This window comes from Holdemania filiformis, from assembly GCF_003459085.1.
GTDB classification, from domain to species: Bacteria; Bacillota_I; Bacilli_A; order Erysipelotrichales; family Erysipelotrichaceae; genus Holdemania; species Holdemania filiformis.
Genome location: NZ_QRUP01000018.1, coordinates 19,944 through 39,692, shown reverse-complemented (window position 1 = coordinate 39,692; position 19,749 = coordinate 19,944). Strand labels below are relative to the sequence as shown.

Here is a 19,749-nt window from a genome sequence, read left to right as displayed (position 1 = left end):
ATTAAAAAGCGCTGGAATCAATGCGATTTTCAGCGTTTTTATTACGTTTATGCTTTATAATGATATCAATAAAATTAAAAGGAAGAAAGCGTACAGGTGACAGACATGAAGGTCAATGAGTTTGCCCGTCAGCTGGGCATGGTCAGCAGTAAGGTTCGTTATTATGACCGGATGGGCTTGATACAGGGAGAACGTCAGAACAATAATTATCGGAATTTTACGCCGCAGGACGCGCTGAATATTTATCACGCGCAGATGCTGCGCAGCTTTGATATGAGTATTCAAGAATCGCTGAGCGCGAAAAATGAGGAACTGGAAGCGATTGATCAATGGGTCGGCGCGCATGTCACCGAGCTGGAGGAACAAATCCGCTGGCAGGAAATCAAGCTGCTGCGGTTGAAGGAAATGCAGGCTTATTTTCAAATGATGAAAGATGGGCGGGAACGCATCGCTCAATTCTCCCGTGACAACAGCTATAATGTCTGGAATTTCGGGACTGGGGCCGTCAGGACTCCGGGGGTGCAGAAGGCCGTTGAGATTCTGTCTGAGAATATGCCATTCTCCTACATTGCGATCAAAATCGGACTGCAGAGCGTGATCGAGGATCGCCGGCCATTGGATGTCAGCATCGGTTTGGGGATTCTGGAACGCAATAAAAAGAAGCTGGACCTAAAGCTGCCTGCCGAAGTGGAACGAAAAGAAGGCGGCGAGATTCTGCAGTACATGCTTGAGATTTCCGATCCATTTCAGCTGACACGCAGCGATCTAAAACCGCTTCTGGCTGAGTGTCGGCAGAGAAATATTGAATTGAAGGAAGATTTGATCGGCCGCATCTATCTCAGCTATATGAAAAACGGCATGTTCGTGCATGGCATTGGAGTATCGGCAGAATTATAAATCCGATACGCTGAGAAGCGGATTAATCTTCAGAAATTGCGTCGACAGGACAGTGCTCTTTGCACATTTGACAGGATATACATTCCTCCTCGACGATGTAATAGCCGGAATCTCCCTCTTGGATTAACCCATGGATCTGAAACACGGTTTGTTTTCCATTTCTTCTGTTTGTTCGTTCACAAACTTGTTGACCTGTAAGCAGCTAACAGGTTTACAATATTTACGATTCATAACAGGAGGGAAAGTCATGAAGAAATTTTGTCTTTCTGTGATTCTGGCTCTGGCGATGACGATGAGTCTGACCGGCTGTTCACAGACACCAAAACAGGAACCGGCGAAAACCGGGGACACGATGTCCGGAGTGTTTACAGGCACGTCAACGGGCATGCAGGGACCGGTCAGCGTCCAGCTGACAGTGGAAGAAGGAAAGATCACCAAGGCTGAAGTGACGGAATGTCATGAAACCGCAGGGCTGTCCGATGTAGCGCTGGAACGAATTCCGGCTCAGATCGTCGAACATCAGACCTTCGATTTAGACACCGTTACCGGTGCGACGCTTTGCAGCAACGCATTAATGCGGGCGGCTGAGGATGCGGCAACCAACGCCGGTATGGATCTCAGCGCTTTAAAGGCAAACGCTTATCACGCGGCAGCCGGCGAGGCGGAAACGTTATCCGCGGACGTCGTCGTTGTCGGCGGCGGCGGAGCGGGATTGAGCGCTTCGATCGCGGCGGCACAGGAAGGCTCGAAGGTCATCCTGATTGAAAAAAGCTCGTTCTTGGGCGGCGATACAATGATGGCCGGCGGCGCGTTCAACGCGGTTGACCCGGAAGCGCAGGCGGAGCGCGTTTTATCGGAAGCGCAGAAAAATACGCTGGATTCCTATCTGGCGCTGTCGACAACCGACGCGGACCTGCATCTGGATCAATTCCCGGAATGGGCGGAAGTCCTGACCACGCTGCAGAGCGATATCCAGGCTTTCTATAAGACGAATGCCGGCAAGACGGCAGGCAAGGATATGCCGGGCTTCGATTCAATTTCTTTGCACATGTGGCATATTTATACGGGCGGACTGCGGCAGATGAACGACGGCCGCTGGATTGCTTCAGACATCGATTTGGCCCGCACCTTAGCGGAAAGCGCGCTGAATTCTTATGACTGGGCGGGTTCAATCGGCGTCGGCACAGCTTCTCATGCGGGCGCCGGGGATTCGCTGTACACCGTATTAGGCGCAATGTGGCCAAGAACCCATGCTTACACCGCAGGTCTGCCGTTAATTCAGGTACTGCAGAGCGCGGCTGAAAAAGAAGGCGTAACGATTTATACGGAAACGGCGGCGAAGTCGTTGATCGTTGATGACAACGGCCGCGTTACCGGCGTTAAGGCTGAAAAAGCCGACGGTACGGAAGTCACATTAGAAGCGGGACACGGCGTTGTGCTGGCCAGCGGCGGCTACTGCGCGAATCCGGCAATGGTCAAACAGTATGACGAATACTGGGGCGACGATCTGACCGACCGTACCTTGACGACCAATGTCGGCACCAACACCGGCGACGGCATCGTCATGGCGATGGAAATCGGCGCGGATACGACGGGTCTGGGCGTTTCCCAGCTGATGCCTTCCTCTTCCCCGATCAAGGGCACAATGACCGACGGCATCTGGGCTGACGCATCAGAACAGATCTGGATCAACGGTCAGGGTGAACGTTTTGTCGACGAATATGCGGAACGCGACGTTCTGGCCAAGGCTTCGCTGACGCTGGATAACGGCATCTTCTACATCATTTATGCCGGCAGCGGTTTGAAGGAAGCCGACGGTTTATGCAAGGGGGCTTCATTGGAAGAAGGGCTGTTCGGTACGACCATTCAGTCGATGGTCGACAATGGCCATGTCTGGTATGGTTCTACTTTAGCGGAACTGGCGGAAGCGTCCAAGACTGCGGCAGGCGGAGCGACTCCGGCGTTTACGGAAGAAGCGCTGCGCAAGGTCATCGAAAAATACAACAGCTATGTTGAAAATCAGAACGATCCGGATTTCGGCAAAGAAGTCCTGGCCGGCGCGATCGATCTGGAAGCGATTGAGAACGATCCGAACGTTGGCATCGTCATCTCACCGCGGAAGGCTTCGCTACACCACACAATGGGCGGCGTGGTCATCAACACCTCGGCGGAAGTCTTAAACGCTGAAGGTCAGCCGATCGAAGGCTTATGGGCAGCCGGCGAAGTTACCGGCGGTATCCATGCGGGCAACCGTCTGGGCGGCAACGCGATCGCCGATATCTTCACCTTCGGTATGATTGCCGGTCAGAACGCTGGCAAGGCTCAGTAACTCGTTTTATCAACTCAGCTCCCCGGAGATTCTCCGAGGGGCTTTTTTTACTTTTAAACGTCGCTGGAAATTCTAACGAAAGGCGGAAACAGAATTTGTGAATCAGTTTGGGAAATGGATTTAAAAAAAAGTTTTTTGGAAATCAGAGAACATCAAAATGCTCAGATGAAAATCCGGGAAAATGAATGAAAAGAGAAGAAAACCGTAATTATGTGCGGTTTTTTTGTTGAAAGAAACAAAAGAGGAATTTAAAAATGATAAAAGAAATATACAAAAAAGTATCAAAAGAGTATCAAAAATAACAGATTAAATTCTTACACAATACCAAGAGTTAAGCAATAAAAAATTGACACTTTTAAATGTAATCGCTTACACTAACGCCAACGGAAAGGAAGATTACCGATTATGAAAAAATTACTCAGCATTTTACTCAGCAGTTTTATGGTCTTAGCCATGTCTGCCTGCTCTGGCGGAGGCGGCGGCCAAACTCCGACGTCAGGTCCAGTTCAGATCAGCCTTACGCTGTGGGATGAGGTGCAGGCGCCAGTCATCCAGCAGAACGTCGACAAGTTTAACGAACTTCACAAGGGTGAAATCGAAGCCACGATCGAACAGGTTCCATGGAGCAACTACTGGCAGAAGCTGGACGCTTCGCTGGAATCCGGAGAATCCGCGGACGTAATGTGGATGAACACCTATCTGCCGAAATATGTCGAGGGCGGCGTTTTAAAACCGCTGGACGAATTCATCAAAGCCGATAATTATGATTTGACACAGTATGTTGATGCACGTGTCCAGGCTTTCAATTATGACGGCGCCCAATACTGTCTGCCGAAAGGCTTAGACGCTGTCTATGTTGCGCTGAACACTGAAATCTTTACGAAATACAACGTTGAGCTGCCGCAGGATGGCTGGACCTGGGACGATATGCGGACGATTGCCGGACAGCTGCGCGACGCGATCGCAGCCGCAGGCGGCTCCGAATATCCGATTGTCATGGAACTTGATGCCCAGCCTTCGTTTGTCAACTTCTTTGAACAAAACGGCGCGGTCTATCTGTCTGACGATGGCAAGACGACCGGCGTCGCCGAACCAGCCGGCATTGATACGATTCAGCAGATGGTCGATTTGATGGACCAGAAGATGATGGCTCCGTACACCGTCTTATCCGAAACCAAAGGTACTGACCTGTTTGTTTCCGGTCAGGGCGCGATCGTCTTCATCGGCTCTTGGAAAGCCTCCGTGCTGGATACCTCGAGCTTAGGACAAAACGGCGCGATTCAGCTCATTCCAATGCCGTCGATGGCCGTTAACAATAAGTCTGTTTTAGGCGGACTGGGCTACGCGATTGCCGCGCAGACCAAGCATCCGCAAGAAGCTTGGGAATTGATCAAATACCTGACGGGTGCGGAAGCGATGAGCGTGGAAGCGCAGAACGGCATTGATTTCCCGGCGAACTTTGAAGCGCAGAAGGAATATGTCAAGAGCTTCAAGAATATTGATGCGCAGGTGATCGCCGACGTCACCAAGACTGGCTTCCCATATCCGACCAACGGCAACTTTGAATGGAACACCTTCGTCAACGATGCGATCGCGATGGCGCTCTCTGGTCAGCAGCCGGTTGAACAGGCGCTGAAGGACGGTGCAGAAAAAGCGCAGGCCGTACTCGATCAGTTAAATTAATCAGTGAAGCAATGAACGTGAAAGAGTTAGGCAGAAGCAGTTTTGCCTAACTCTGATTCTCTTGAATCAGGAGGAATCCCATGAGTACAAACAAACTGAGGTTTTCAAAAAGAAAAGTCAAGGAAGCCGGCGCCGCGTATCTGTTTATCGCGCCGATGTTGATCGGCTTGCTGATCTTTTATTTCTTTGCCTTCATCCAGAATATTTATTTCAGCTTTAATAAAGTCGGCGCGTTTGGGCCGCCTACGTTTATCGGCTGGGATAATTATATCCGTCTGGTTAACGATCCGCTGTTCTGGACGGCGCTTAAAAACACGTTGTTTTACACTGTGCTGGGCGTACCGCTGGTCGTCGGGTTCTCCGTGGTGATCGCCTGGCTGCTCAACCAGAAAATCAAGGGCCAGACGCTGTACCGCACTGCGATCTTTCTGCCGGCGATCACCATGCCGGCGGCGATCGGTTTGCTTTGGCGCTGGCTGATGAACTACCAATACGGCTTATTAAACTACATCATCGTCAAGCTCGGCGGTCAGCCGATTGCCTGGCTGAGCGATCCCAATACCGTAAAATGGGCGATCTTGATCGTCCTGGTATGGTCGATGGTCAGCTATCAGGTCATCATCATGTTAGCGGGCCTGCAGGGGATTTCCAAGATTTATTATGAAGCGGCGGAAATCGACGGTGCGAATAAAATGCAGATTTTCTTCAAAGTGACGCTGCCACTGCTGAGTCCGACGATCTTCTTCGTGACGATCATGTCGATGATCAACATCCTGCAGATCTTTGATTTCATCTTCTTGATGATCCAGCGCAACACCGTGGCGTATCAATACTCGATGAGTCTGGTCAGCTACTTCTATGAAATCGCGTTTACGCAGAATATCCGCGGCTACGCTTCGGCGATCTCGGTCGTTCTGTTTCTGATTATCCTGGCGATCACCGCCGTCCAGTTTGTAGCCCAGAAATACTGGGTTAACTACGATTAAGGAGGGGCTTATGAAAGAGAATAAAGTCAAATTTCTGTTTCATGCGGCGTTAGTGATCTTCGCGCTGATCATGTTGATCCCGTTTGTCTGGATGTTTCTGACATCCATCAAAACCTATGAGGAAGCAATCCGGATTCCGCTGCAGATGTTCCCGAAGGAAATCCAGTGGGTGAATTATGAGATCGTCTACAACAAGTTCCCATTCCTGACGTTATACTGGAACACCATCGTCGTTACAGTTGTCACGATTGCCGGTCAGCTGTTCATCGTTTCCCTGGCGGCTTATGCCTTCGCGCGGCTGAATTTCCCGTTTAAGAATATTCTGTTCATCGGGATGCTGGGACTGATGATGGTGCCGGGCCAGATCTTTCTGATCCCGCAGTTCCGTCTGATGGTCCAGATGAAGCTGACCAACACACTGACCGCGCTGGTGCTGCCGTCATTGTTCAGCGTATTCGGCGTCTTCTTACTGCGGCAGGCGTTCCAGACGATTCCGAAAGATCTTGACGAAGCCGCGCGGATGGACGGCTGTTCCTATTTCCGGATTTACTGGCAGATCATGCTGCCGCTGGTCACGCCGAATTTGGTCGCTCTGGGCATCATGACGATGCTGAGCACCTGGAAAAACCTGATGTGGCCGATTATCGTAAACCGCTCGATTGAGAAGATGACGTTGTCAGCGGGGCTGGCGATGTTGATCGGCGAGCATACGACTTATTATGAACAGGTCATGGCCGGCGCGGTCATCTCGGTTCTCCCGATGATCATCGTCTTCATGATCTTCCAGAAACAATTCGTCGAGGGGATCGCCAAGACGGGAGTGAAGGGCTGATGCGGAAGAAAATCTACCGGATCACGCTGATTCTCGGTCTGTTTTCCTTAGCGCTGAGCGCCGGGCTGATCACGCTGATCTTAAAGGACAACGCCTATCTGCTGATCGATCCGGCCCAGGATTTATACCAGCTGGAGGTCCTGGATTCCCAGAAGCTGGCGCTGCAGCTGAGCGCGTCGCTGCCCTCGCTGATCTTTCTGATCAACGCGGGGCTGGCCCTCTCGCTGTATCATACCCGGGCCGCGCTGAACACTCCCGCAGGCCGGTACAGTCTGATCTGGATCGTTTTCTCCATCGGCTACCAAAGCCTGGCAGTTCTGGAATCGCGCTGGGGCTTTGGTATTGAAATGATCACGATTCTGTTGATGGCAGGGACCTGGCTGATGAAAGTTGCCGCCTGCCGTGCGTTATTCCGCGAGCTGAAAAGCGAAAAGCCCGCGTCGAAAGGAGTCTTATGCGTAAATTAAAAATTGCCGCGTTTATGCCGCACCCCGACGATACGGAGATTCTGGTCGGCGGGACCTTGTTGAAATACAAAGCCCAGGGTCACGACGTTCACGTCGTCATCGCAATGGACGGCCGGCGCGGCCGGGGGCATCTGCCGGATTCTGTCAGCTGGCAGGAAATCGTGGCGATCCGCCATGAAGAAGCCCGCCGGGCCTGCGCCATCTTAGGCGTGGAGCCGATCTTTCTTGACATCGAAGACCATCGTCTGTTAGATGACCGCGACTGTTATGAAAAGGTCATCGCCGCCATGGAGTGCCTGAATCCCGACGTTGTCTTCACCTGTGCGCCGAACGATTATCACAATGATCACCGCTGTCTGTCGCGGTTAGTGCTCAACAGCGCCTGGGCGCCGGTGTTCTTTGCGGAAACCTCCTGCGGTGTTGATTTCAATCCTGATTTCTATGTCGACATTACGGAATTTATCGAAACGAAAATTGAAATGGCCCGCCAGCATCAGTCGCAGTTTACGGAGGATCCGAAGGAAACGATTGAAATCGTCAACCGCTTCCGCGCGCTGCAGTGCCGGCGTAAAGAGATCCGCTATGCCGAGTGCTTCAAACTTTACAAACGCTTTGAGTGGGTCAAAGCCTATGAGCTGCTGCCGCACGACGATTATGAGCTGCCGGAAAAAATTGTTCCGACAACGGAAAGGAATTAACCATGCTGCAATTTAGAAGACCGATCAGCGACTGTCACATCCATCTGTTCAATCCTGCTCAGATTCAGGAATGCTTCGACATGGTCAAAACCTGCGGTTATGATCATTGGACCTTCCTCGGCTGCACCTTGATCGGAAGCCGGGCTCTGACGCAGAATCTGATAGGCGCACTGCTGAAGCTCAAAGGCCAGGGGCAGTGTCTGGCGTATGCGTCGTTTCACTATGATTCCATGCAACTTCCAGATGCGGAAAATCTCCGCGCTCAGATCGAGATGTTCGACAAGATGGGCTATGACGGCATCAAAATGCTCGACGGCAAACCGGGGATCCGCAAGCGTCTGAATCGCCGGCTGGATGATCCGGCCTATGATCTGATGTTCGATTATGCCCAAAAACGTCAGTTCCCGATCCTCTACCACATCAACGATCCAATGGAATTCTGGCATGCGGAGCTGCTTCCGGAGTGGGCGAAGGGCAAAGGGAATTTCTACGGCGACGGGACATTCCCGAAAAAGCTGGAAATCGACCAGGAAACCTTCGGCTTTCTGCGCAAGCATCCAAACTTAAAGCTGTGCATTCCGCATTTCTTCTTCATTTCTGATCAGCACGGTCTGTGCTGCGAAATGCTCGACCGGTATCCGAATTTGTACTTTGATATCACGCCGGGATGGGAAATGTTTGAGAACTTCGCCAAGGATGTCGATTTGTGGCGGGACTTCTTCCGTGATTATTCCCATAAGATTCTTTACGGCACCGATACCTTCTCCGATCATTGGCAGGAAACGGTCGGCTGCCTGCAGCGGGTCTTGGAAACTGCCGAGGAATTTACGGCGTTTGAGGAACACTGCCGCGGATTAGATCTGCCTGATTCGGTGCTGGATGATCTCTATCATAACAATTACTACAAGTTCAACAGCTTAGGCAAACCGTTAGACGTCAAAGCAGTGCTGGCGTATGCCGACACGCTGTACGCCAAGGCAAAGGGGCTGCCGGAGGAAGCGTTGATCGTAGCCGATATCGACTTCTATAAGGAAGAAATTGCCCGTTATCTGTAAGAAAGGGGAACTCTTATGAAACTGTGCGTATTGGGAGGCGGCGGCGTCCGATCCTGTTTCCTGGCGAAAAGCATCGCCTGCAACGCCAGTCTGGCAAATCTGACCGAGGTTGTTCTGATGGACGTCGATCAGGCGAAGCTGGACCGCTATGGCAAGCTGGCCCGGCAGATCGCGATCCGTATCGCTCCCTCACTGCGGGTCACGCTGACCCGCAGCGTCGAGGAAGCCGTAACCGACGCGGATTTCGTAATTACAACGATTCGTTCCGGCGGTGATCACAGCCGCGTCCGGGATGAGGAAATCGTCAGCCGCTATGGGTTATTAGCCCAGGAAACAACCGGCGCCTGCGGCTTTGCGATGGCGATGCGCTCGATTCCGGTCTTGCTGGATTATTGTGAAAAAATCAAACGGCTGGCGCATCCGAACTGTCTGATCTTCAACTTCACCAATCCCAGCGGCATCGTGACCCAGGCGCTGAACAGCTGCGGATATCCGGTATACGGGATCTGCGATGCGCCGAGCGAATTCATCAAGCAGCTGGCCGCCATGCTCAATGTGGCGGAAGACCGCTTTGCCTGTGAATGCTTCGGCCTGAATCATCTGTCGTGGTTCACGCATTTCCAGGTAGACGGCCAGGACGTTACGGAACGGATTTTCAACGATCCGCAGCTGTTTTCCAAGACGGAAATGCGTTTGTTTGAGCCGCAGGTGCTGAAAATGACCGACGGCTGCCTGCCGAACGAATATTTATATTTCTACTATTATACCCGCAAGGTGATCGCTTCCAGCGCTCAGGCCAAAGAATCCCGGGCGCAGCTGATCGAGCGGGTCAATGCCCAGATGAACCAGGCGCTGGAAGGCGTCGATCCGGATCAGGAATTTGAAAAGGCATTCCGGATTTTCTTTGAGCATTACAACATCCGGGAAAATAATTACATGATGAATGAATCCGGCAAAGCCCGTGTGCGGCACTATGACGTGCCGAGCGTTGAGGAATTCCTGAAAGCGCCGGATGAGGGCGGCTATGCCGGGGTAGCGCTGCGCTTTGTCCGAGCCTGGTCGCAGAACGAGCCGGTTGAAATGATTCTGTCGATTCCCAACCACGGCGCGATCCCCGGCCTGCGCGACGAGGACGTCGTTGAGATCTCCTGCCGGATTGACAAGGACGGCGCGCATCCGATCGACCAGCGTCAGATTCCGCAGCCAATCCTGAATCTGATCCAGACGATGAAAGAATATGAACGAACCGCGGTCCGCGCGATCCTGAACCGCGACCGGGATCTGGCAATCAAGGCGCTGCTGATCAATCCGCTGGTCGCCAATCTCGATCTGGCGGAAAAGATCGTCGACGCGTTTCTGATGGAAGTTCAAAAGGAAGGACAGCCGCCATGGAAATGAGTAAAATCGTTGCGGTGATCGGCCAGATGAACGTCGATCTGATCTACAAAGATATCAATCGTTTTCCCAATGAAGGTGAAGAAGTTTTCGCCACTGATTTTAAGATCGAACTGGGCGGGGGGCCGATGGTCATTCCGATCATGCTGAGCCGACTGGGCATTCCCGTTAAGCTGGGAACCTATTTCGGCGATGATTTTCAATCGCGGATTGCCAGCGATCTCTTAAACGACATCCGCTTTCATTATGTGGAAACGCTCAAAACGCGAAAAAAACATCCGGTGGTCGTGACGTGCGTGATCACGACCGAAGCTGAACGCAGCTTTGTCTGCTACAACGAAGGTGCGGACGAGTTGGACTGCGGACCGGAAAGCATCTATGAATTTTACAAGTCCAGCTCGATCTGTTTCTGCCCGCAGGATCTCTCGGTCGCCCGCAAGCTGAAAGACGAGGGAAAAATCTTGGTGTTCGACGTCGGCTGGACGGACGATCTGTCTTTTCAGAAAATCGGCGAGCATCTGCGGGTATGCGACTACTTTACGCCTAATGAAAAGGAAGCGGAGAAGCTGACCGGCACGCATGATCCGTTAGTGATGCTGGATCGGCTGGAGGCCTATACAAAAACCCCGATCGTCAAACTGGGACGGCGGGGCTGCATCGTCAAGCTGGATTCCAAGTATATTCACGTGCCGGGATTGAAATTCAACACTATCGATCCGACCGGAGCCGGCGACAATTTCCTGACCGGTTTGATCTACGGCTTATATCATGAACTGCCGCTGGTCGACTGTATCCGCTACGGCAACATCATGGGCGGTCTCTGCACCGAGGTGCTGGGCTGCTTCCGCTGGGATCTCAATCCCCAGATGATCGAGGCGTATTGGAACCAATGTCCTGAAGCCCAGGAAATTACACACTTTGAACTTTAGTGATTCTCAGTATTGCGGCCAGATTAATAAAAGAGCTGGATATTGTTGCGCTTGAAGTAATTCAGGTAATTGTCCGGCGGACATTCATCGGTGATCACGCCTTCAATTTTTTCCAACGACGCGAAATTGTTGAAGGCGGTCACGTTGAATTTCGTATGATCGCAGAGTACATAGTTTTTAATGGAATTGCCGATGACTTTGGTCTTCACCGCCGCCTCATAGAAATTCATGTTGGTTAAACCGCGGGGCAGCGACAGGCCGACGGTCGCGATGAAGGACTTGTTGAAAAGATAACGCATCGTATCGGTGTCGACGTAATAGGAACGGCTTTCATGATGATAAGCGCCGCCCAGGGCCAGACAGTGGATCGACGGATACTTGCTGACGGCATTGAGCACGTCGAGACTGTGCGACACGATCGTGATGTTCTCCTTGTCGGCTAAAAAGTCGACGATGTAATGCGCGGTAGAACCGGAGTCGATAAAGATGATGTCGTTATTTTCAACTAACGACGCGGCCAGCTCGCCGATCTTGATCTTTTCTTCAATGTTGATTGTCGAATGGACGGCCGGCATACTGACGTCGACCTTTGTTTCATGAACGCGTTTGAACAGGACGCCGCCGTACACCTTGGTGATGACGCCGCGTCCCTGCAATTCCTTCAGATCGCGCCGCAGTGTCTGCAGTGAAATGTTGAATTTCTCAAGCAGATCGTCGATTGACGCATATTGCTTCTGCGACAGATACAGTTCGATTTCATTTAAACGGTTATATTTCATATCCTAAGCTTCCTCGACTTTGACTTCATTATAAGAAAAGCGGGGCAGGGAATCAAGCGCCGGATCGGAATCGTCTTGCCGGATATTTCCGGAAGGAGAGACGGAGATCTGGAAATAATAAAACAAGCGAGCGCGGACGTGCTAATCGGGAGGGGTAGTAATGAAAACGGTGCATTGTACTACGGCGCAGGCGCTGGTCCGATTTCTGGATCAGCAGTATGTCAGCCTGGATGGAAAAGAAAGTAAATTTGTAGAAGGTGTCAGTGTGATCTTCGGACACGGGATCGTATTGGGACTGGGTGAAGCACTGCTTCACGACGATCATTCGCTGAAGGTCTTCCAGGGACGCAACGAACAGGGAATGGCGCATACGGCAATCGGTTTTGCCAAACAGCATCAGCGCCGTAAGATCATCGCCGTGGCGTCTTCAATCGGACCGGGCGCGGCGAACATGGTCACCGCGGCGGCGACAGCGACCGCGAACAATCTTCCGCTGTTATTGCTGCCGGCGGATACGTTTGCGACGCGCCAGCCGGATCCGGTTTTGCAGCAGGTCGAGCAGCCTTATGATCTGTCCATCACGACGAATGACGCATTCCGCCCTGTCAGCCGTTATTTTGACCGGATATCACGTCCGGAGATGCTGATGAGCGCGATGATCAACGCGATGCGGGTGCTGACGGATCCGCAGGGAACCGGCGCGGTTACGATCGCGCTGCCGCAGGATGTTCAAGGTGAAGCCTGGGATTTCCCGGAAAGCTTTTTCATGAAACGAACTCATCCGCTGATCAGAACCCTTCCGGACAGCGAAATGCTGCACAAGGCGGCGTATCAGATTTTGGATTCCCGCAATCCGCTGCTGATTGTCGGGGGCGGCTGCCGCTACAGTGAAGCCGGCACGGTGATCCGGGATTTCTGCAACGAATTCAAGCTGCCGATGGCGGAAACCCAAGCTGGTAAATCAACGGTCACCTCGGATTTTTTCTACAATCTTGGCGGTATGGGCGTCACCGGCAACCTGGCGGCTAACCGCTATGTCCGCGAATGCGATCTGGTCATCGGTCTGGGCACGCGGCTGACGGATTTCACCACTGGATCCAAAGAACTGTTGGCTGAGGCAAAGCTGATTCAAATCAATTTATCTGATTACCATGGCCTGAAGCTGGACGCGCTTCACGTCAAGGCTGATGTGAAAACGGCGTTGGAACAGCTGGGTCAGATTCTGCGGCAGCATCATTACCATCATGAAAACGACATTGGCATCAGCAAGGTGAAACGCTTGTGGAACGAGGAAGTCGCCCGCTTCACCAGTGTGCGGCATTCAGAGCAGGTTCAACCGGAAATCAAGAACGATTACGAACGGCAACTGCAGGAATTCCAACGGATGACGGCTTCCTGCCTGTCGCAGACCGCGGCGGTAAAATTGATTAATGAACGCATCGCACCTGCTTCTCTGATCGTCGCGGCCAGCGGTTCGCTGCCGGGCGATCTGCAGCGGATGTGGGTCAGCCGCAGTGAAAACAGCTACAACGTGGAATACGGCTATTCGTGCATGGGCTTTGAGATCGCGGCGGCCTTGGGGGCGAAGCTGGCTGAACCCAAGCGCGAGGTCTACGCGATGGTCGGGGACGCGGCGTTTCTGATGCTGCATGGCGAACTGGTCACTTCGCTGCAGGAGAACGCCAAGATTACGGTTTGTCTGTTCGATAACATGAGCAACGGCTGCATCAGCAATCTTCAGATGTCCAATGGTTTGGAAAGCTTCTGCACCGATTTCCGCTACCGCAAGGCGGAAAGCGGAAAGCTGGAAGGCGGATACATTCCGATCGACTATGCGGCGGTCGCCCGCGGTTACGGCTGTGAAGCATGGACGGTGCGCAGCGAGCAAGAGCTGGAAGACGCGCTGGCCAAAGCGGCCCGGGCGAAGCACAGCGTTTTGATCGACATCAAGGTGCTGCCGAAAACGATGACCGATGGTTACGCTTCCTGGTGGAACGTCGGCCTGGCGTCCGTCAGCCCGTTTGAACAAGTCAATGAAGCGTATGAACAGCTGCAGACGCAGCGGGAGAAGGCAAGGAGATATTAAGATTATGGAAATGAAAAATGTGAAAATCGGCATCGCGCCGATTGCCTGGACTAACGACGATCTGCCGGATTTAGGCAAGGAGAATACTTTTGAACAATGTGTCAGCGAAATGGCGCTGGCCGGCTATGCGGGATGCGAGATCGGCAACCGCTATCCGCGCGATCTGGCTGTCTTGAAAAAGGCGCTGGACTTGCGTGGTTTGCAGATCTGCAACGCCTGGTTCTCGACCTATTTCACCCGCGGCCAGAAGGAAGAAACGATTCAGAAATTCATTGAACACCGCGATTTCCTGCACGCCTTAGGCGCAAAGGTGATCGGCATCAGCGAACAGGGCAACAGTATTCAGGGCACGACACTGCCGATCTTCGATGCCAAGCCGGTCTATACCGCAGCGCAATGGCAGGCTGTGACAGAAGGCTTTGAGATCCTTGGGGCGCTGGCAGCGGAAAAAGGGATGCGGCTGGGTGTTCATCATCACATGGGAACGGGGGTACAGACGGAAGCGGAGATCGATTATTTAATGGAACATACCTCTGAAAAGGTAGGCTTGCTTTACGACTGCGGTCATTTGTATTATTCCGAAGGCAGCCAGGAAGCGACGCTGCGCGTTCTGGAAAAGCATATCGGCCGCGTTGTCCATGTTCATCTCAAGGACGTCCGTCCGAACGTATTGGAACAGGTGCGCTGCGAGAAGCTGAGCTTTCTGGAAGGCGTGCGCGCGGGCAGCTTCACTGTCCCTTCCGACGGCGTGATTCATTTTGAACCAATCTTCGCCTGTCTGGCGGCGCATCAATATCAAGGGTGGATGGTCGTCGAGGCGGAACAGGATCCAGCCAAGGCCAATCCGTTGGAATACGCGCTGAAGGCCCGGGCGTTTATCCGGGAAAAGACCGGCTGTTAAAGGAGGAATGAAAGATGTTGAAAATTGGAATTATCGGCTTCGGCCGGATCGGCAAGGTTCATGCCTGGAGTATCCAGACACGCGTTGAAAATGCCTGCGTCCTGCGGATCTGCGATCCGTTTATGAATCCGGCAATGGAAGCGGAAGCACAAAAGCTCGGCATTCAGCGATGGGGAACCGACGCCGGGGAACTGATTCATGATCCGGACATCGACGCTGTGCTGATCTGCAGCTCGACCCATACCCATGCCGCGCTGTCGATCGAAGCTGCGCAGGCGGGAAAACATATTTTCTGCGAAAAACCGGTGGACCCGGATCCCAAGCGGATCACCGAGGTCATCGCTGCCGTGGAAAAAGCCGGCGTCCATTTTCAAGTCGGCTTCAACCGCCGTTTCGATCATAATTTCAAGGCGCTGCGCCAGGCTGTTGAGCAAGGCAAGGTCGGCGATCCGCATTTTATTACGGTGCTCTCGCGTGATCCTGAAGCGCCAAGCCTGGATTACGTCAAGGTATCCGGCGGGATGTTTATGGATATGACGATTCATGATTTCGATATGGTCCGTTATTTATCCGGCAGCGAGGTGAGTGAGGTGTACGCCGTTGGCGATGCCCTGGTCAATCCTCAGATTAAGGAGCTGGGGGATATCGACAGCGCTCAGATCACGCTGCGCTTTGAGAATGGTGCGATCGGCTGCATCAGCAACAGCCGCCGGGCCGCTTACGGCTATGATCAGCGGGCTGAGGTCTTTGGCAGCCGGGGCAGCGCCGCGACCCAGAACGATACGCCGAGCACGCTGATCCTCAGCGATGAACAGGGAATTCAACAGGAAAAACCATTATATTTCTTTCTGGAACGATATATGCAGTCGTTCGCCGACGAAATCGCCAGCTTTACCGAGTCGATTGTGGAAAATAAACCAACGGCGGTCAACGGCCGTGACGGCTTGATCCCGGTGCTGATGGCTAAAGCCGCGCTCAAGTCGATGCGCGAACACCGTCCGGTCACGATGGCGGAAATCAAACAGGAAGAAGGCGTTGAACATGTATAAAATTGGCAATCAGATCGGTCAGGAAACAGTCCATAATCCGGCGTCGGTTCATCCGGTGACCAGTCCTTTAACTGGACAGGTGATCGGCGAGGTCAGCTATGCCGATCCGGCAATGATTGACAGAGCCGTAGCCAAAGCCCGCGAAGCTCAGCGGCAGTGGGCGCAGCTGACCTATAAGAAACGCAGCGAGGTGTTGTTCGCGATGCGGCAGCAGCTGCAGGCGCACGAAGACGAATTAGCACAGATCATCACGCAGGAAAATGGGAAATCGTTAGCCGAATCCCGGGCGGCGGTGGCCAAGGCGATCGAGCTTTGCGAGTTTGCCGTCAGCATTCCGGCGCTGATCGCCGGGAAGACGGAAATCGTCAGCACCGGGATCGAGGTCAAAGAAATGACATTCCCGGTCGGCGTACTGGCTTGCATCACACCATTTAACTTTCCGCTGATGGTGCCGATGTGGACGATTCCCAACGCACTGGTCTGCGGCAACGCAGTGATTCTGAAACCGAGTGAAGCCACGCCGGTGACCGCGATGAAAATCGCCGAATTGTTCGCGCAGGCTGGCTTGCCGGACGGCTTGCTTTCCGTGGTTAACGGTGAAAAGGAAGTCGTGGAAGCGCTGTGCGATCATCCGGGTATTGACGCACTGACCTTTGTCGGTTCCACGCCGGTGGCCAAACTCGTCTACAAGCGGGCTACATCCAATTTAAAACGCTGTCTGGCGATGGGCGGAGCGAAGAATCACATTCTGGTTACAGACGAAGTGAATCCGGAAATCGTGGCGAAGGAGATTACTTCGGCGGCTTACGGCATGAGTGGTCAGCGCTGTATGGCAGCCTCCGTTGTTCTGGCCATCGGCCATTGCGGCGCTGTGATCGATCAGATCATCGCCATTTCCAAACAAATGGTCGCCGGCCGGGACTGTCCGCCGCTGATCTCCCGGAAAGCGGTGGAAAAGATCGGCCAGTACCTGGATCAGACTCCGGGAACGGTGGTTGTCGACGGCCGCCGGGCAATGGTGGAAGGGGATCCGAATGGCTATTATATCGGTCCGAGCGTGATTCTTTACGATACAATTGATGCGATGCCGGAGGAAGAAGTCTTCGGACCAACGCTGGAAATTATTCAGGTGGCGACGCTGGAAGAAGCGATCGCCTATCAAAACCGTTCGCCGTATGGCAACGGCGCGTCGATCTTTACTGATACCGGTTTGTACGCACAGGAAGCGTCACTGGGCTTATCCAGCGGCATGCTGGGGATTAATATCGGCGTACCGGTGCCGCGTGATCCGTTTTCCTTCGGCGGGTTGAAGGGGTCAAAGTTTGGATACGGCGACATCACCGGTTATGGTTCGCTGCCGTTATTGACGACGACGCGCAAAGTAACAACCAAGTGGAATCCCAAGGATAAAAAGGATTGGTTAAGCTAGGAGGTTCGCGAATGAATAAACTTTATGAAATGGTCACCCGCTTTCCGCAGACGGAAGTGTGGAACGATTCCTGCAGCTGCAAGGAACTGCAGTACGCGATCGACAACGGTGCCAGCGGCGCGACAACCAATCCGGTCATCGTCGGCAACGTCTTAAAGAAGGAACTGCCTGAATGGGAAGAGACCATCAGAGATATCATCAGCACCCATCCGGCTTCCACCGAGGATGACGTCGCCTGGGATGTGATCAAGGCGTTAGGCGCCAAGGCCAGCCGGCTGCTTTTACCGATGTTTGAGGAAAGCCATGGCCAGAAAGGCCGGATTTCGTTCCAGACCAACGCCAAGTTCTACCGCAGCAAGGACAAGATGGTCGAGCAAGCCTGCGAGCTGGCAGCCACCGTACCCAATTCCCAGATCAAAGCTCCGACCTCCCAGGCCGGCATTGAAGCGTTTGAGGAATTAACCTACCGCGGCGTCAGCATCAACGCAACGGTTTCGTTCACCTGCGCCCAGGCGATTGCGGTCGCCGAAGCGGTGGAGCGCGGCTTGGCGCGGCGGGAAGCGGAAGGCTTGTCCACGGCGGAAATGCATCCGGTCTGCACGATCATGGCCGGCCGGACCGACGATTACTTAAAAGCCTGGGTCAAGCAGCACGACGTGATGATCAGCGCGGAAGCGTTGGACATGGCGGGCGTGGCGGTCGTTAAGAACGCTTACCGTTTATACAAGGAACGCGGTTACCGGACAAAGCTGCTGGTCGCGGCCTTCCGCAATCAGCACCATTGGGAAGAATTCATCGGCGGAGATATCGTCCTCACGATCACCAGCGACTGGCAGCGCAAGTACAACGGCAGCGACGTCGTGATCCAAAACAACATCGATACCCCGGTCGCTGAGGAGCTGCTCGGCGAGCTGATGAAATTGGACGAATTCAAAAAGGCCTATTTTGAAGAGGGGCTGAAGCCGGAAGCGTTCGAGCATTACGGCGCGTTCCTGGCGACGATGAACCAGTTTCTGGGCGGCTATGACGATTTAGTCAGACTCATCCGCAGCTACATGATTAAATAAGGAGGAAAGACAATGGCAACGGTCAGTCTAAGAAATATAAATAAAGTATATGACAATAAAGTTCAGGCAGTCTTCGATTTCAATCTGGACGTTGAAGATCAAGAGTTTATCGTCTTTGTCGGCCCGTCCGGCTGCGGTAAGTCCACGACGCTGCGGATGATCGCGGGATTGGAGGAAATTACATCCGGAGAATTGGTGATCGACGGGCAGCGGATGAACGACGTGGCGCCGAAAGATCGCGACATCGCTATGGTGTTCCAGTCTTATGCGCTGTATCCGCACATGACGGTGTATGAAAATATGGCGTTTGGTTTAAAGCTGCGGAAAATGCCGAAGGAAGAAATTGACAAGCGGGTACTGGAAGCGGCGAAAATTCTTGAGATCGAAGAATATCTCAAGCGGAAACCGAAGGCACTCTCCGGCGGCCAGCGTCAGCGCGTTGCGCTGGGCCGGGCGATTGTGCGCAACGCCAAGGTGTTCCTGATGGATGAACCGTTGTCCAACCTGGACGCGAAGCTGCGCGTGCAGATGCGCTCTGAAATCATCAAGCTGCATGAAAAAATCGGCGCGACGACAATCTACGTTACCCACGATCAGACGGAAGCCATGACCATGGCCAGCCGGATCGTCGTCATGAAGGACGGCTATATCCAGCAGATCGGATCGCCGAAGGAGATTTACAATCATCCAGTCAATATGTTTGTCGCCAGCTTTGTCGGCTCTCCGGCCATGAATTTCATTCCGGGAAAGATTGAAAGCGGGAAATTTTCCACCGGGAAATACAGCGTTCAGCTGCCCGAGATGTATCATCCGCAACTACGGGAAGTTGAAGGCCGCGAAGTGGTGTTCGGCATTCGTCCGGAAGATCTGCATTGCGAGGGGATCGTTGCCGAAACTTATCCGTCGTCGATCTTTGATTTTGAAGTCGACGTCTGCGAGCTGCTGGGTCATGAACTGATCCTGCATGGCGCGCTGGAAGGCAGTCCGTTAGTCGCCAAGGTTTCCGCTCGTACGGAAGCGGATTCGCATTCTCACCTTTCAATGGCAATGGATCTGTCGAAAATCCACATTTTTGATAAGGAAACAGAAAAAGCAATCTTTTAAGCAGGAGGCCGGAAGGCCTCTTTCGCTTAGTTTTTAAGACAAGCTTGTCAATCATCGAGGAAG

At 53.0% G+C, this 19,749-nt stretch carries 18 protein-coding genes; 16 read left to right on the top strand and 2 right to left on the bottom strand.

The window, feature by feature from the left end:
- Positions 1-105 precede the first annotated feature (105 nt).
- Complete coding sequence (locus DWY25_RS13255; protein ID WP_117895631.1) at positions 106-897, top strand: MerR family transcriptional regulator; 792 nt, start codon at positions 106-108, stop codon at positions 895-897.
- Positions 898-919: 22 nt separating this feature from the next.
- Here the strand turns inward: DWY25_RS13255 and DWY25_RS18090 are convergent, their stop codons facing one another.
- On the bottom strand, positions 920-1,042 hold the full coding sequence (locus tag DWY25_RS18090) for a 4Fe-4S binding protein (RefSeq protein WP_117895630.1): 123 nt from the start codon (positions 1,040-1,042) through the stop codon (positions 920-922).
- 102 nt (positions 1,043-1,144) lie between these two features.
- Between DWY25_RS18090 and DWY25_RS13245 the strand changes: the two genes are divergently transcribed.
- From DWY25_RS13245 to DWY25_RS13205, 9 genes are all read left to right on the top strand, one after another.
- Positions 1,145-3,226: an FAD-dependent oxidoreductase gene (locus tag DWY25_RS13245; RefSeq protein WP_117895629.1), complete on the top strand. Its 2,082-nt coding sequence runs from the start codon at positions 1,145-1,147 to the stop codon at positions 3,224-3,226.
- A gap of 405 nt (positions 3,227-3,631) precedes the next feature.
- Entirely contained in the window at positions 3,632-4,909 is a 1,278-nt protein-coding gene (locus tag DWY25_RS13240) for an ABC transporter substrate-binding protein (RefSeq protein ID WP_117895628.1), read from the top strand.
- Between the two features lie 80 nt (positions 4,910-4,989).
- Positions 4,990-5,895, top strand: coding sequence for a carbohydrate ABC transporter permease (locus tag DWY25_RS13235; protein WP_117895627.1), 906 nt, complete (start codon positions 4,990-4,992; stop codon positions 5,893-5,895).
- Between the two features lie 10 nt (positions 5,896-5,905).
- On the top strand, positions 5,906-6,727 hold the full coding sequence (locus DWY25_RS13230; protein WP_006061166.1) for a carbohydrate ABC transporter permease: 822 nt from the start codon (positions 5,906-5,908) through the stop codon (positions 6,725-6,727).
- Positions 6,727-7,194, top strand: a complete 468-nt coding sequence (locus DWY25_RS13225) for a hypothetical protein (protein WP_117895626.1) — start codon at positions 6,727-6,729, stop codon at positions 7,192-7,194. The genes DWY25_RS13230 and DWY25_RS13225 overlap by 1 nt, the downstream gene beginning before the upstream one ends.
- Positions 7,182-7,892, top strand: a complete 711-nt coding sequence (locus DWY25_RS13220; RefSeq protein WP_117895625.1) for a PIG-L deacetylase family protein — start codon at positions 7,182-7,184, stop codon at positions 7,890-7,892. The genes DWY25_RS13225 and DWY25_RS13220 overlap by 13 nt, the downstream gene beginning before the upstream one ends.
- Positions 7,893-7,894: 2 nt before the next feature.
- Positions 7,895-8,947: an amidohydrolase family protein gene (locus DWY25_RS13215; RefSeq protein ID WP_117895624.1), complete on the top strand. Its 1,053-nt coding sequence runs from the start codon at positions 7,895-7,897 to the stop codon at positions 8,945-8,947.
- A gap of 15 nt (positions 8,948-8,962) precedes the next feature.
- The gene (locus DWY25_RS13210) at positions 8,963-10,345 is read left to right on the top strand and encodes a family 4 glycosyl hydrolase (RefSeq protein ID WP_117895623.1); all 1,383 of its coding nucleotides are present in this window, start codon (positions 8,963-8,965) and stop codon (positions 10,343-10,345) included.
- Entirely contained in the window at positions 10,336-11,271 is a 936-nt protein-coding gene (locus DWY25_RS13205) for a carbohydrate kinase family protein (RefSeq protein ID WP_006061161.1), read from the top strand. The genes DWY25_RS13210 and DWY25_RS13205 overlap by 10 nt, the downstream gene beginning before the upstream one ends.
- Positions 11,272-11,294: 23 nt before the next feature.
- On the opposite strand, the gene DWY25_RS13200 is transcribed toward DWY25_RS13205, so the two are convergent.
- Positions 11,295-12,050: a DeoR/GlpR family DNA-binding transcription regulator gene (locus DWY25_RS13200; RefSeq protein WP_117895622.1), complete on the bottom strand. Its 756-nt coding sequence runs from the start codon at positions 12,048-12,050 to the stop codon at positions 11,295-11,297.
- 160 nt (positions 12,051-12,210) lie between these two features.
- Here DWY25_RS13200 and iolD point away from each other — a divergent pair, with 160 nt between their 5' ends.
- Genes iolD through DWY25_RS13170 form a run of 6 tightly spaced genes read left to right on the top strand, consistent with a single transcriptional unit; the run spans position 12,211 to position 19,686 of the window.
- Positions 12,211-14,136 carry a 3D-(3,5/4)-trihydroxycyclohexane-1,2-dione acylhydrolase (decyclizing) gene (iolD, locus tag DWY25_RS13195; RefSeq protein ID WP_117895621.1) on the top strand — a complete coding sequence of 642 codons (1,926 nt, stop codon included), beginning with the start codon at positions 12,211-12,213 and terminating at the stop codon, positions 14,134-14,136.
- Positions 14,137-14,140: 4 nt separating this feature from the next.
- A complete protein-coding gene (gene iolE, locus DWY25_RS13190) occupies positions 14,141-15,037 on the top strand; it encodes a myo-inosose-2 dehydratase (protein WP_117895620.1) in 897 nt (298 codons plus the stop codon).
- Positions 15,038-15,051: 14 nt separating this feature from the next.
- A complete protein-coding gene (iolG, locus tag DWY25_RS13185) occupies positions 15,052-16,086 on the top strand; it encodes an inositol 2-dehydrogenase (RefSeq protein ID WP_117895619.1) in 1,035 nt (344 codons plus the stop codon).
- Entirely contained in the window at positions 16,079-17,515 is a 1,437-nt protein-coding gene (locus tag DWY25_RS13180; RefSeq protein WP_117895618.1) for an aldehyde dehydrogenase family protein, read from the top strand. Before iolG ends, DWY25_RS13180 begins: the two co-directional genes overlap by 8 nt.
- Positions 17,516-17,526: 11 nt before the next feature.
- Entirely contained in the window at positions 17,527-18,582 is a 1,056-nt protein-coding gene (locus tag DWY25_RS13175; protein WP_117895617.1) for a transaldolase family protein, read from the top strand.
- A gap of 12 nt (positions 18,583-18,594) precedes the next feature.
- Positions 18,595-19,686 carry an ABC transporter ATP-binding protein gene (locus DWY25_RS13170; protein WP_117895616.1) on the top strand — a complete coding sequence of 364 codons (1,092 nt, stop codon included), beginning with the start codon at positions 18,595-18,597 and terminating at the stop codon, positions 19,684-19,686.
- The last annotated feature ends 63 nt before the right edge of the window (positions 19,687-19,749 follow it).

Bases quoted from the DNA above. Each gene is read 5' to 3' on its own strand.
- DWY25_RS13215 (WP_117895624.1), top strand. From the start codon at position 7,895: ATGCTGCAATTTAGAAGACCGATCAGCGACTGTCACATCCATCTGTTC.
- DWY25_RS13255 (WP_117895631.1), top strand. From the start codon at position 106: ATGAAGGTCAATGAGTTTGCCCGTCAGCTGGGCATGGTCAGCAGTAAG.
- iolE (WP_117895620.1), top strand. From the start codon at position 14,141: ATGGAAATGAAAAATGTGAAAATCGGCATCGCGCCGATTGCCTGGACT.
- iolD (WP_117895621.1), top strand. From the start codon at position 12,211: ATGAAAACGGTGCATTGTACTACGGCGCAGGCGCTGGTCCGATTTCTG.
- DWY25_RS13180 (WP_117895618.1), top strand. From the start codon at position 16,079: ATGTATAAAATTGGCAATCAGATCGGTCAGGAAACAGTCCATAATCCG.
- DWY25_RS13200 (WP_117895622.1), bottom strand. From the start codon at position 12,050: ATGAAATATAACCGTTTAAATGAAATCGAACTGTATCTGTCGCAGAAG.
- DWY25_RS13210 (WP_117895623.1), top strand. From the start codon at position 8,963: ATGAAACTGTGCGTATTGGGAGGCGGCGGCGTCCGATCCTGTTTCCTG.
- DWY25_RS13170 (WP_117895616.1), top strand. From the start codon at position 18,595: ATGGCAACGGTCAGTCTAAGAAATATAAATAAAGTATATGACAATAAA.
- DWY25_RS13240 (WP_117895628.1), top strand. From the start codon at position 3,632: ATGAAAAAATTACTCAGCATTTTACTCAGCAGTTTTATGGTCTTAGCC.
- DWY25_RS13230 (WP_006061166.1), top strand. From the start codon at position 5,906: ATGAAAGAGAATAAAGTCAAATTTCTGTTTCATGCGGCGTTAGTGATC.
- DWY25_RS13205 (WP_006061161.1), top strand. From the start codon at position 10,336: ATGGAAATGAGTAAAATCGTTGCGGTGATCGGCCAGATGAACGTCGAT.
- DWY25_RS13235 (WP_117895627.1), top strand. From the start codon at position 4,990: ATGAGTACAAACAAACTGAGGTTTTCAAAAAGAAAAGTCAAGGAAGCC.
- DWY25_RS13225 (WP_117895626.1), top strand. From the start codon at position 6,727: ATGCGGAAGAAAATCTACCGGATCACGCTGATTCTCGGTCTGTTTTCC.
- DWY25_RS13220 (WP_117895625.1), top strand. From the start codon at position 7,182: ATGCGTAAATTAAAAATTGCCGCGTTTATGCCGCACCCCGACGATACG.
- DWY25_RS13175 (WP_117895617.1), top strand. From the start codon at position 17,527: ATGAATAAACTTTATGAAATGGTCACCCGCTTTCCGCAGACGGAAGTG.
- DWY25_RS13245 (WP_117895629.1), top strand. From the start codon at position 1,145: ATGAAGAAATTTTGTCTTTCTGTGATTCTGGCTCTGGCGATGACGATG.
- iolG (WP_117895619.1), top strand. From the start codon at position 15,052: ATGTTGAAAATTGGAATTATCGGCTTCGGCCGGATCGGCAAGGTTCAT.